General features: G+C 50.5%; 13 protein-coding genes. 8 read left to right on the top strand and 5 right to left on the bottom strand.

The features are described 5' to 3' along the window. Nucleotides 1-76: 76 nt before the first annotated feature. A complete protein-coding gene (locus ACVB80_RS13680; RefSeq protein WP_481081842.1) occupies nt 77-1096 on the top strand; it encodes a GGDEF domain-containing protein in 1020 nt (339 codons plus the stop codon). A gap of 17 nt (nt 1097-1113) precedes the next feature. On the opposite strand, the gene ACVB80_RS13675 is transcribed toward ACVB80_RS13680, so the two are convergent. The 3 genes from ACVB80_RS13675 to ydiJ form a co-directional block, all read right to left on the bottom strand. Next, on the bottom strand, nt 1114-1575 hold the full coding sequence (locus ACVB80_RS13675) for a methyltransferase family protein (protein ID WP_481081841.1): 462 nt from the start codon (nt 1573-1575) through the stop codon (nt 1114-1116). Continuing rightward, the gene (locus tag ACVB80_RS13670) at nt 1557-2111 is read right to left on the bottom strand and encodes a GNAT family N-acetyltransferase (RefSeq protein ID WP_481081840.1); all 555 of its coding nucleotides are present in this window, start codon (nt 2109-2111) and stop codon (nt 1557-1559) included. The genes ACVB80_RS13675 and ACVB80_RS13670 overlap by 19 nt, the downstream gene beginning before the upstream one ends. A 258-nt stretch (nt 2112-2369) precedes the next feature. Continuing rightward, nucleotides 2370-5408 (bottom strand): D-2-hydroxyglutarate dehydrogenase YdiJ, encoded by a 3039-nt coding sequence (gene ydiJ, locus ACVB80_RS13665; protein WP_481081839.1) that lies wholly within the window; start codon nt 5406-5408, stop codon nt 2370-2372. Nucleotides 5409-5615: 207 nt separating this feature from the next. On the opposite strand from ydiJ, the gene ACVB80_RS13660 reads away from it, so the two are divergent. The 7 genes from ACVB80_RS13660 (at nt 5616) to ACVB80_RS13630 (ending at nt 11006) form a co-directional block, all read left to right on the top strand. After that, complete coding sequence (locus tag ACVB80_RS13660) at nt 5616-6293, top strand: DUF3334 family protein (protein WP_481081838.1); 678 nt, start codon at nt 5616-5618, stop codon at nt 6291-6293. 130 nt (nt 6294-6423) lie between these two features. Continuing rightward, on the top strand, nt 6424-7107 hold the full coding sequence (locus ACVB80_RS13655; RefSeq protein WP_481081859.1) for a DUF2786 domain-containing protein: 684 nt from the start codon (nt 6424-6426) through the stop codon (nt 7105-7107). Nucleotides 7108-7191: 84 nt separating this feature from the next. Beyond that, nucleotides 7192-7521 (top strand): DUF2799 domain-containing protein, encoded by a 330-nt coding sequence (locus tag ACVB80_RS13650; RefSeq protein WP_481081837.1) that lies wholly within the window; start codon nt 7192-7194, stop codon nt 7519-7521. Nucleotides 7522-7544: 23 nt separating this feature from the next. Further along, nucleotides 7545-8570: a tetratricopeptide repeat protein gene (locus ACVB80_RS13645; protein WP_481081836.1), complete on the top strand. Its 1026-nt coding sequence runs from the start codon at nt 7545-7547 to the stop codon at nt 8568-8570. A 124-nt stretch (nt 8571-8694) separates the two neighbouring features. After that, nucleotides 8695-8877: a hypothetical protein gene (locus ACVB80_RS13640; RefSeq protein ID WP_481081835.1), complete on the top strand. Its 183-nt coding sequence runs from the start codon at nt 8695-8697 to the stop codon at nt 8875-8877. A 277-nt stretch (nt 8878-9154) separates the two neighbouring features. After that, entirely contained in the window at nt 9155-9586 is a 432-nt protein-coding gene (locus tag ACVB80_RS13635; RefSeq protein WP_481081834.1) for a SulA-like leucine-rich domain-containing protein, read from the top strand. Between the two features lie 316 nt (nt 9587-9902). Next, a complete protein-coding gene (locus tag ACVB80_RS13630) occupies nt 9903-11006 on the top strand; it encodes a phosphoribosylaminoimidazolesuccinocarboxamide synthase (RefSeq protein ID WP_481081833.1) in 1104 nt (367 codons plus the stop codon). 57 nt (nt 11007-11063) lie between these two features. Here the strand turns inward: ACVB80_RS13630 and ACVB80_RS13625 are convergent, their stop codons facing one another. Both ACVB80_RS13625 and ACVB80_RS13620 read right to left on the bottom strand, forming a co-directional pair. After that, nucleotides 11064-11471 carry a transporter gene (locus tag ACVB80_RS13625; protein WP_481081832.1) on the bottom strand — a complete coding sequence of 136 codons (408 nt, stop codon included), beginning with the start codon at nt 11469-11471 and terminating at the stop codon, nt 11064-11066. Nucleotides 11472-11775: 304 nt separating this feature from the next. Next, nucleotides 11776-12510: a phospholipase A gene (locus tag ACVB80_RS13620; RefSeq protein ID WP_481081858.1), complete on the bottom strand. Its 735-nt coding sequence runs from the start codon at nt 12508-12510 to the stop codon at nt 11776-11778. Nucleotides 12511-12673: the final 163 nt, after the last annotated feature.

Here is a 12673-nt window from a genome sequence, read left to right as displayed (position 1 = left end):
TTCACTCAAATACTAAGAAAAATCTCACCTTGTCAGCTGGCCATACAGAACAGGCATTCATTACTACAGGTTCTCTATGGACAAGAAATTCAACATCGGCTGGCTGTCCGGAGACGCTGGTTTTCATACCGCTGAAGAGCAGGAGCGCATCTTAAAGTTTATCGCGCTGATCTCCAGCCTGCTGTTTATCCCGTTTGCTATCAAAAACGCATTGCTCGGAGAATACTTTTTTACCGTTTTGTTGGTCGGTTTTGAAATCTCTCTGCTGCTCGAAGTAATCTGGTTACTGCGCTATCAGCGGCCATGTTTCAGCTATCTGGTCCCGGTTTTCCTTCTGCTGGCCAACGGCATCTGGGCAATCAAGGTGCTGGGGGTTTTTGGTGCATACTGGCTGTTTCCGGTCATGGTTTCGATTGGCTTTGTCATCCCGCTCAGAGCCTCACTGATCAGTAACTGTATTGCATTGGTGATAGCAGGAATATTTGGCTGGTACTACCTTGAAGCCGCCGCGGTGATCCGTCTGGTTGGAGCGCTGTCGATCACTGTGCTGGTCTCTCACTATATGCTTCGTTCAATTCATAAACTCCAGTCGCGGCTTCATGAGGCCTCCATACGTGATGCAATGACTAATCTGCTCAACCGTTCGCAGCTTGAGGAATACATGCTCTGCAGCCTCAACAACGCAGGGCACTCAACCATCGCCATGGTTGATATCGACCGTTTCAAGCAGATTAATGACAGCTATGGCCATGATATGGGAGACAAAGTAATCCGCCTTATTGCAGACGCGATATTGCTCCAGCTCGGACCTGCTGATAAAGCGTTCCGCCTCGGTGGTGATGAATTTTTGATATTGTTTAATCAGGGTTCAGCCGATGTGGTCAGAAGCAAACTCAGCGCTATATCGGATATTTTAAAAAGCCAGCCCCTGTTTGAGCAAGCGCTGACCATCAGCGTCGGAGCGGCAACAAAACAACTCAGCGATACTCCCAAAATCTGGCTGAAACGGGCAGACGAACAACTCTATCAGGCGAAAGATCGCGGCCGGGATCAGATCCGTTTCACCCTTCCACAAATACTCACAGAGCAACCTTAGAGTACAATGAGTGCGCCCTAGATCCAGCGGCGTACTTTTTGACAGTACCCTTGAAAGTCTGAGCCATAGAGTTTACTGAGAGCCCGCTCTTCGGGAATGATCTGAAAGCGGTTCATATAAAGAACAAACAGCACCGGATAAATCAGATTAACGGCATTTTGCAGGTAAACAAAACCACTTATCAGGCCCAGAAGCAATGCGAGATACATAGGATTCCGGCTGATACGGTAGATGCCGGTATCGACCACTTTCGATGCTTTGTGCGGGGTATGTGGATTCACGGTCGTTTTATGACGGCGAAACTCCCACACACCGGCAAAACCAGCCACTCCGCTGAAGCAGAGGATAACAGCCGTCCATAACAGATTCAGGGGAAGCTCAAAATGAAATGAAGGGAATGTGTGAGTGCTGTACCACATTCCCCATAAAACGGCGGCAAACAGTGCCACCGGTGGAATTTTTAGTTCAAGAAACGACATGAAGCAGGGAAACCATCCAGGTCCAGTTGGTACTCATAGCAATCAAGCATAGCACCGTTTACCCTGGCAAACTCACCTACTTTACCAACCAGCTTAAAATTGTTATTCAGCAGTACCCGCTGCGAAGCAACATTTCGCTTCGAGGCATAAGCTTTCAGCCTGCGCAGCCCCGGAAAACTGCGTGCATACTGAATAAGCTGACTGGTCGCTTTGGTCGCCAGCCCCTGTCCTGCCGATTTTTCACCAATACGGTAACCCACCCAGGCTTCACCATTATCAAGGTCGATACTGTGCAGGTTCGCCCGGCCAAGAATTTCACCGCGCCCGTTTTTTATCAGGGTCGGCAGCATAGTCAGTTCATGGTACTGATGCAGGCACTGGCGTATATGGTTGCTGACTCCGGTCATACAATAAAAACCATCCGGTCTCTGACCTACAAAGTCTTCAAACCACATTCGGTTGCGGGATTCAAAACGCAGCAACGCTTCGCAATCACTGTGAGTGAGGAGCGGAAATGAGAATAGATTATCTTGCATAAGCCAACTTCTGTCATTATTCGACTATTTTTTGTGCACAAATGATGGCGCAAATTTGAGAATCGTTCAAATAACAACCGCAAATATTCGTGCATTTATTGATCCTGCGCACAAAATAACCAGAAGCCGCTGACTAAAGCATCAAGAGGGCAAATCAATCACCAGAATAAGCTGCAGCCAAAAATATGAATCAGGCAGCTCCGGGCCTTCATTTTCCGGCCCGGAGAACTGTATTATCAGCGATGATCAGAAGAAGAGTTAAACATAGTTGAGAAGAGCCTGAAGTGGGTGGCGAAGCACGGCGTTTTCAAACCGTTTCACCTGGCTGCGGCAGGAGTACCCTGAGATAAGACAACGGCTCTGGTCAAGCTGCTCCAGCCGCGGTTTCCAGCTGAGATCATACACCTGCTGAGATACTGGCAATTTATCCACTTCATGACCGAACGTGCCAGCCATACCGCAACAGCCAACCGCAACCGGCTCAAGCTGCGCACCAAGATAAGAGAATATCTTCTGCCACTCTTTCTCCGCGTTCGGCAACATGGTTTTTTCGGTACAGTGGGCAAACAGGTGCCACGGCGCGTCCCCTGCGGCCTGTTTAGGTTCAATGTCCGCAAGCTTATCCAGCAGCCATTCATGTACGGTCAGCACATCAAACCGGCCACGTTTATCTGCCAAAATCTCCTGATACTCGTCGCGGTAACAGAGCACCAGTGCCGGATCCACACCAGCCATCGGGATATCCAGCTCTGCCACCATCGACAGGAACTGGGCACTGCTTTTCGCTGTTGCCGCAAACTGCTTCAGGAAGCCTTTGATATGCTGCGCCTTACCGTTCGGTTTAAACGGCAGCAGTACCGGCTGCATTCCCAGCTTCTTCACCAGGGTGACAAAGTCTTCCACTACCTGAGCATCGTAATAGCTGGTAAACGGATCCTGAACAATCAGCACATGGCGGGCCTTTTGCTCTGCAGACTGAGCGCTGAGGCGTTTAAAATCAAAACGAGTGTCTGAATCTGTTGCCAGGCGCGAACTCAGGGTTGGCACACTGAGCAGCGGCGCATCCACATAGCCGACACTGGCGGCAGTCAACTGTTTCACCCAGCCCTGCTTCAGAACGCCGTTGACCAGCCGCGGCGCTTTAGCCATCAGCGGCAGCATGGTTTCGATATTCGCCACCAGGTAATCTTTGGCCGGACGCTGATAGCGGCTGTAATAGAGGTTAAGGAAACGGGCCCGGAAGCTGGGTACATCGACCTTGATCGGACACTGACTGGCACAGGCTTTACACGCCAGACAGCCGTTCATGGCTTCGTACACTTCATGGGAGAAGTCATACTCCCGCTTTTTGTTCAGGCTGTTACGCACCCGCTCAAGAAGAGCGCGTACGCTGGTATTGTCGCTGAGCAACTGCTTTTCAAGATCCAGAATGTCCACGCCCTGGTCAGTCAGCTGACGCAGCCATTCGCGCACCAGACCGGCGCGCCCTTTGGGTGAATGACGACGGTCCGCCATGACCTTCATTGAAGGACACATAGGTGAGTGAACATCGTAGTTAAAACAAAGACCGTTGCCGTTACACTCCATTGCGGCTTTAAAGCTGTCGCGCACCTCAACATCGATCTGGCGGTCATAATAACCACGCTTGGTGTCTGATACTTTGACCAGTTCAGCCTGGCTTTCCAGCGGGGTACACACCTTACCCGGGTTCATCTTGTTATACGGGTCAAACGCCTTTTTCACCCGGCGCAGCTCGGTAAACAGCTCATCACCAAAAAAGGCAGGACCATATTCAGAGCGGAAACCCTTACCGTGCTCACCCCACATCAGGCCGCCGTATTTGGCGACCAGCGCCACCACCTGGTCTGAGATCTTCTGCATCAGGGCTTCCTGGCGTGGGTCACACATATCCAGTGCCGGGCGTACGTGCAGCACGCCGGCATCCACGTGACCAAACATACCGTAATCCAGCTCATGCTCATCAAGCAGTGCACGGAACTCAGCGATAAAATCCGCCAGATTCTCCGGCGGAACGCAGGTATCTTCCGCAAACGCGACCGGTTTTTTGCGGCCTTTGGCTGCGCCAAGCAGCCCCACCGCTTTCTTACGCATGTTGTAAATCCGGCCGATACTGGCAAGATCACTGCATACCTGATAGCCAATAATGCCACCCTGACCATCGGCGAGCATTTCATCCAGACGCTTTGTCAGCGCGCCTACACGTTCATCCACCAGTGCTTTGTCGCCGCCGGCAAACTCGACGATGTTGATCCCGTCCATCTCCCTGCCGGGTACATCGGTCAGCAGGTCCGACACCGTATGCCAGACAATATCCTGCTTCGCCAGATTGAGTACCCGCGAGTCCACAGTCTCAACGGAGAGGGCTTTCGCATCTACCATGAAAGGCGCATTTCGAAGCGCGTCATCAAAAGAAGCGTATTTTACATTCACCAGAGTACGCGCTTTGGGGATCGGCGTCAGATTCAGCCGGGCTTCGGTAATAAAGGCCAGTGAACCTTCAGAACCACACAGCACCCGGGTCAGGTCAAATGCCCCACTCTGCTCATCAATGGCATTTTTAAGGTCATAGCCGGTCAGAAAACGGTTCAGGGGCGGGAACCTGGCCAGGATCTGTTCCCGTTTGTCACGGCAAACCTGCTCAGTGACGGTCAGCGCCTGGTGTGCCAGCTCCCCTTCTGCTGGTGCCCCGTAAGACATATCGGTTTCCAGCATCGAGCCATCGGCAAACACCGCCTGCAGTGAGAGAACATGATCAGAGGTTTTACCATACTGCAACGAGCCCTGACCGGATGCATCGGTATTGATCATTCCACCAAGCGTCGCGCGGTTACTGGTAGACAGCTCAGGGGAGAAAAACAGCCCATACGGGCGAACCGCATCATTGAGCTGATCTTTAATAATACCGGTCTGTACCCGTACCCAACCCTCTTCTTCATTGATCTCAAGCACCTTATTCATATAGCGGGAGAGATCGACCACCACGCCCCGGGTCAGGGACTGGCCATTAGTGCCGGTGCCCCCGCCGCGCGGTGAAAATGTCACGGGTTCGTACTTTTCACAGTCAGACACACGGCCAATCAGCCGCACATCATCGCTGTCTTTGGGAAACAGCACCGCCTGAGGCAGCTGCTGGTATACGCTGTTGTCGGTAGCCACCGCAAGGCGGCTGGCATAACTGAGTTCGATATCCCCTTTAAATCCCTGACTGCGCAGATCATCGAGATACACACGCACAACAGAGTCGATATCGGGCTGATGAGAAATTGCTGGTAACATCTTGCTTCCTGCTCCCTTTGCTGCCGTTCCTTTGGCGGGAGATAGTGGTGATAACTATTTTTTGATTTTCGTCACTTTACAACATTTTACCGCTTGATAAAAACGCTTCATGCGCTTAACACTGCAACACTTGCATACTTTTTTGGATTTATAGTCCACACTTCTAAAAAGCAATGTTTCTTTGAATGCGTATTAAGCGATTGCCTTATGAAAAAAAATAAAATAGTTACTACAGAAGACATTCTTCTCAAGCTGTGCCAGTCGGTTTCCGGCGTCCTGAGCTCAGCAACGGCTACACAAATCAACTACTCTGCCATGGTGCAGAAAATCAATAAAACCTGCCTCAAACCAGACTTCGGCTGCTTCGTGCTGTTCGATGGTGGTTTCTCCGGGCTGGTGGTGATCAACTTTACCGCGGCCGCAGCACTGGAAGTTTACCAAAACTACATGCGCAATATGGGCATGCCGGAAGATGAGCTGGCAATCCTGCACACGTCAGACGAAGTAGGTGATGTACTGGGCGAACTGATGAACCAGTTGGTAGGTGATTTCACCAACAAAGTACGTAAAGAGCTGCAAACCAACATTACCCAGAACCAGCCTAAGATGCTGGCAATCAACAAGCAGGTGCTGCTGTCGGTCGATACCAACCTGGACCGCCCTCAGGCACGCCGTGTGACCTTCTCTACCGCCAACAACAACATCTTCTACCTTGAGCTGGCGATGGATAAAACCGAGTTCATCCAGTTGGAAGAGTTCGAAGTGGAAGACGATACCAATATCGATGATCTGATCGACCAAGCGCAAAACGGCCAGAAAAAAGCCGCCGACACGCCGCCGGAAGATGATATTGCCAATGACCTGCTCGATGAGCTGGGGCTTTGATTCCACAGTCGTTTTTTTAAACAAACAGAATACAAAGGCTGGTTTCGACCAGCCTTTCTTGTTTACACGCTTTTCCTTCGTGCTCCGAAGCGGTAAAATGGCCGACTTTTCCACCAAAACTGCAGCACTGATGGATAAACAGAAAGCGTTAAAGAAAATTGCCAAATGTCTGGAACTGGGTAACTCAGCCAATGTAAACGAAGCGGCCAACGCCATTAAAATGGCACACAGGCTGATGCTGAAGTACGGCCTGGACAAAGATGACATCGAGTTCATCAAAATGGGCAAAACGCAGTCTACCCATCTTCTGCCTGCCAGCATCAGCTCTACCCTGCTGCGTATAATTCGCGGCATCAACACCAGGTTCGGTGTTGAGGCAGTCCTGCTCAATCACAAAGGCCTTAAGCGGCTGGAGTTCATCGGTGAAGCAGACCGGGCCATTTTTGCGGCATTCGCCTTTGACATCATCTACCGTGAAATGAACGAACAAACCGGTCAGTTCCGTAACAGCTTTGCCGGCAGTGGTACCAGCAGCCTGGAAGTAAACCGCCGGGTATCTTCATTCCTGTCCGGCTGGATTGAGGGTGCACTGGAGAAACTGCCACTGATCGCCCCGGACGATGAGTCCAACAACAAGATCAACAACTACATCGACAAAGAGTTTAAAAACATTGACCGGGAAACGTTCAAGCAGCAGCTGAAAGAAGCGATGAAGAACATCACCGCAGACTACGAAGTGGGCCTTAAAAAGGGTCGCCGCGTATCGGTAAACCGCCCGGTTGAAGGAGCTCAGGCACCCAAGCTGCTTAAGTGATGTAAGTTGCTAAAGTAATGTACAATCATCAGCCTCTGCGCATACTATACTGATACCATGTTACCCGCGCCTGAGGAGTTGATAATGAGACATCTGTACACACTGCCCCTGCTGCTCACCCTTGCAGCCTGCTCCACCGTTGATACCAGCCAGCTTCAGTCCGATCAGGACTGGTATGATCATGGCTATACACTGGCACAACAAGGCCACCCAATAGCGGAGCTGAACCTGACAGATGCTCAGTCCGGGCAGTACGCCAAATACCAGCAAGGTTATGAGGCTGGTCAAAGCGAATACTGCTCACAGAATCCTGTAATGCTGGGAATTAAAGGCAAACCTTATATGGGAATCTGCGACTGGACCTTCGAACGAGACTATTTGCGCGGTCGCCAGCGTCTTTCTGAAAGACTTTGACAACCCATTTGGTGTGAGCCTGAATGAAGCACATTTCTGCCCTGACAACCCTGCTGCTGAGTCTTTCCTTCTTCGCAAACAGTGCATCCATAGAAGAGCTGGAAAGGCAGGCCAATAATCAGGATCCTATCGCTCAGTACTCCCTGTCTCAGGCCCTGTTTGCCGGACAGCAGGTCGCACGGGATCCCCAGAAAGGCATTGAGTGGCTGAAGATCTCTGCCACCAATGGCTACCCGCTGGCACAACTGAAGCTGGCAGACGCCTACAGCAGCGGCATTGCAATTGAGCATAACCTGGAGCGTGCGGTGTACTGGTACACCAAAGCCTCAGTCCAGGGGCTGGCCCGTGCCCAGCTAAAACTCGGAGCGGTGTATGAACAGGAGTATGATGAGAGCGGTCAGCGTCACTATCTGGGGCTGGCCGAAGTCTGGTATAAAGTCGCACTGGAAAACAACAGCAAGCAGGCCGAAGAAGGCCTCTACCGGGTCCAGGAAGCCCTGTTTAACGCCCGTCGTCAGGCACAGCTGACCGAGTTTCAGCAACTCGATACTGAGTTCGAACAGCAAAATCCCCCGGCCCCAGTTCCCCCGCTACCCGATACCAGGCCGGAAAATCCTCTGCAGCAATACCTTGAACATCCACAGTTTCCGCTGGCGGCAGGCAGTGTTGCTGGTGTACTGCTTCTGCTGCCACTGCTCGTCTGGCTTCGCCGGCGTAATCAGGCCCGCTCAGCTGAATTACAACAGCAGGAAGAACGTCATCATCAGCACGAATCCTCAAAACTGAGAAAGGAGCTGGAACGCGCCCACCGCAAGCTGCTCACGCAAAACGCTCAGCTTGGCCAGTACCAGAATGCCCTTCAGGAGCACAACTTCGCGCTTGCCTGCGCTTTTCTTGGCTTTAATCCGAAAAAGATCCCGGCCCAGGAAGAGATTAAGGTTCGGTATAAAAAACTCTGCCGGATTTATCACCCGGACGCCAATGGCTCAGAGGAAGATATGAAGAAACTCAACGCTGCCCTGAAAACAATTCTGAAGCACGTCAAATAATTGGTAACACACGCTTAACACGTTCTCCGTCACTGTGTCATAATTCTCACGTCAAATAATAAAGGTTCAAACGCCCTTTCCGGTTTCCGGTCTGAGGCATGAAAACCACCAATGAGGAGAATCTATGTTCACTACAGAGGGCACCTGCGACTGGTGCAAACAACCCAGCCTGCTCGCCCGCCACGACTATATCGACGGAAAATCCCACCATTCATGTAAACAGTGTCACGACCTCGCCACCCTGGATGTCAGATTATTCAACCAGGAAGTACGCTCCGAACGCGAACTTCACGCAAACGCTGCCTGATACTTATACCCCCTATCCCCCTAAAACACCTGTATGACTACTGTATAAACTCACCTTATATACAGTAGTTATACTGTAAGCCCCATAGCTGCTCAATTTACACCCGGCTCTGAACTGCACATTCGCCACTTCCCGGACACAAGTTAACTTCATAACAATCAATAACTTATGACACCTCAGTCTGGAATTGTGATCTGTTCCGGGATCTTTATGCTTGCAATTTAGTCAATTCGGCAGTACTGTTTACATATACAGTATGTATAAAAGGACAGTGGATATGTACTCAAATACCCGTACTCAGCAACAGCAATCAACACCGGCTCATCAGCCTCTGAATCAGGCAACCCGTACTGCGCACTCTACAGACCTGCGCAACAGCGAACCTGTAATGAACCGTCTGGCCCGGTTATCCCGACGCTCCAAATGGGTGCTGTTTACAGCCAACTGTCCAAAACCGAACGCAACCTGGCTGCAGCAGGCCCGTTTTACCACTTCGCACCTGGTTCAGATGCAGCCCTCACGTCAGCTGACCGAGAAAGAGCTGGTACTTAAAGCAATGCAGTCCGGCAACGCCAGCGCAGTGATCGCCAGTGACGCAATCAGTGAAATTGACAGACGTCACCTTAAGCAACGCGCTCAGCAGCTGGGTTGTGAGGTCTATTTCGTCAGCGAGCTGGCCGCAAAGCCTCAGGCCATCCGTTACCACTGATCCTTCGGGGCTCTGCCTATACTGCCAGGCAGAGCCTCTTCTCTGTATTTCTTTGTATACCCGGGACTCTTTCCACCCTGTAGTCGTTCCCGTATTTCTTCCGGTTTTCTCTGTTAGCTTTGATCTATTGGTTCTTCCTGCCCTGTTTCTGCTGTTATTACCTCTTCTGTCGCTAACGATTTGAAGCGCAAAAGGCAAACGTTTGCTTTTTCTCTGGCAGTGTTTGTCAGTTCTGGTATCATGCCCAGCATTCCTGGTGCATTACATCTTGTGCACCTGACTGATTTGACGTTAATCTTCTTATAGGAATGTCGCAATGAGCCTTGCTGATCAAGTACTTGCAGTCAACGATGACCTCCCAATCCGCACTGATAAACCCGTTCACAGTGGTAAAGTCCGCTCTGTCTACTGGCTGACAGAAGCAGACAGCCGCCGCCTGATCAAAGAGAAAGGCTACGATGTCGCTGAAGACGCGCCACTGGCGATCATGGTGATCAGTGACCGAATTTCTGCCTTCGATTGTATCTGGCACGGCGAGAACAGCCTGAAAGGCGTGCCGGGTAAAGGGGCGGCGCTGAATGCTATCTCTAACCACTGGTTTAAGCTGTTTAAACAAAATGGCCTGGCAGACAGCCATATCCTGGATATTCCCCACCCGTTCGTATGGATTGTTCAAAAAGCCAAACCGGTTAAAATCGAAGCCATCTGCCGTAAGTACATCACAGGTTCTATGTGGCGTGCCTACGAAAAAGGTGAGCGTCAGTTCTGTGGCATTGAGCTACCGGAAGGCCTGGAAAAAGACAAGGCCCTGCCTGAGCTGCTGATCACCCCATCGACCAAAGGTATCCTGAAAGGCATCCCGGGTGTTCCGGAAGCAGACGATGTCAACATCAGCCGCCGAAACATCGAAGACAACTTTGAAGCGTTTAACTTCAGCTCTCAGGATGACATTGCCAAATACGAGCAGCTGCTGAAAGAAGGCTTTAACGTAATAAGCGATGCGCTGGATAAAGCGGGCCAGATCTTTGTCGACACCAAGTTTGAATTTGGCTACGTTGAAGACGCCGCCGGTAATGAAAAACTGATCTACATGGATGAAGTTGGTACCCCGGATTCATCCCGCATGTGGGACAAAGCGGCATACGCGACAGGCGACATCGTGGAAAACTCCAAAGAAGGTTTCCGCCAGTTCCTGCTCAGCCACTTCCCGGATGCAGACATCATGCTCAACAAAGAGCGCATGGACGAGCGTGAAGCACTGGCCCGTAACAACGAGCTGCCGGAAGAGGCGCTGATGCAGGTATCAAAAACCTACACTGACATCGCAGAGAGAATCACAGGTCAGAAAATCGTGCTGAGCGCGAACCCGAAAGCAGAAATCATCGATGTTCTGTCACGTGATTACGGCCTGATCGACTGATCACCACATCACACGACATGAAAAAAGGAGACCAGTCTGGTCTCCTTTTTTATTATCTCAATAACTTGCGGCTTTGGCTGTCTCCGGCTCAAGTTCGATGAAGAAATCCTCTTCACCGATATCTGTGATGCGGCAACCGCATTTATCGCGGATCTCACTCTTCTGATCGCTGTCGAGATCATAGGGCATCTTCACCGTAAACTCGGCAATACCCTCTGAGCGCGCCAGTTCAACCAGACGGACGAGGTTGGACTCATCACTGCTTTGAGCTGAAAGCGCATTGAGTGCCCGCTCCCAGAGTTTATCCTCCGGTGTTTTCAGCTCTTCCATACTGTGGCTCCAGGCACTGCCAAACACAGGTGCTATTGACTGCAGCGCCTCCAGAAAGGTCCACTTCTTCTTACAGCTCGCGCCCAGAAAATTGGTGTAATCAAAAACGATTCCATTTGAATGCTGGTGTTCCATACTGCCCCCCGACTTTGTGGAAACTGTCGCTCTTATAGTCTTTTTATTGATGAGCGATATTGCGTATGTATGATAAAAAGCCCCGTCTGAGTACCTAAGTTACTGACTTAAATGTTGATAAATCAGCGACGTTCACTTTCAACATACCCACTATTGACCAGGAATCGCTATATAGCAATATGATATAAAACAATAGTCTTTTATACCCGCTTTGGGGAGGGAAAAGAAATAACCAGAGCAAAGAATTAACACAGCAAGTACATGTTCGAAAAACATATATTTAAATTCACTAATAAAAAGAATTCTACTGCCAGTTAACCAGCTTCAGCCCAAGCCCGAAGCGGGTGTGCTTAAAGTCATGTTCGATAAGGGTTTCACCATAACCGTGGTAAATCTGTGCGTAGATTCCAATAAGTTCGTTGAAGTAAAAGGTATAGCCTGCTTCCATTCCCCAGTTGTTGGTATCAAAGTTGTAATACCCTTTGGCGTCAAAAACACCCACCGATGAATGCAGTTTGGTCCAGGCTTCCCAGGGGGCGTAATAGTCCTCGATATCCGGATTCTCCCCTTTGCGGCCAAATACGCTCCACATGTGCAGGCCGTACTCCAGCGGGCCTTCAATCAGCTCCAGCGCAAGATAAGCCCGGTCCCAGCTGCGGGACATGGTGGCAGTCTGGCCGTTCGATTCGTGCTTAATCCCCAGTTCAATGTTGTTGACAACAAACAGGTCTGGCCGGTACATCAAAAACAACTGCGGCCGGTAATTGGTTTCGCGAAACGGAGATGAGATTTGATTGTTGGACACCTGCCACAACGACTTCTGGGTATAAGCCGCCACCAGCGAGCTGTTTGAGGTTATCTGATACAGGGGGACGGAAAATGAGAACTGAAACTTGGCTTCAAAAGAAGAAAGCTCTTCCGCCCCTTCAAAACCACCAGCAGTATAGACGTCTTTGTTAATATCTGAAGTGTAACTGGCAAGAAGGTAAGTATCTTCATAGGCTGAAATGGTCGACAAACTCTTTGCTGCCAGCGGCATTGCAGTGGCAAAAGCAGCGGCAAAAAGTGTAGCACCCGGCGTAAATCTGACGTTGTTAGTGAACTGCATACGGCAAAAAGCGTCCTTTGGTCATTATTTACCAAAATCAGTGCAATAATTACGCCATTTATAAAGATACCGTATGCATATTTGCCGGCAGCAG

It is taken from the genome of Vibrio sp. 9-16B-A1 (genome assembly GCF_056726165.1).
The sequence above is the reverse complement of the archived record's forward strand: the minus strand, read 5'-3'. Positions and strand labels throughout refer to the sequence as shown.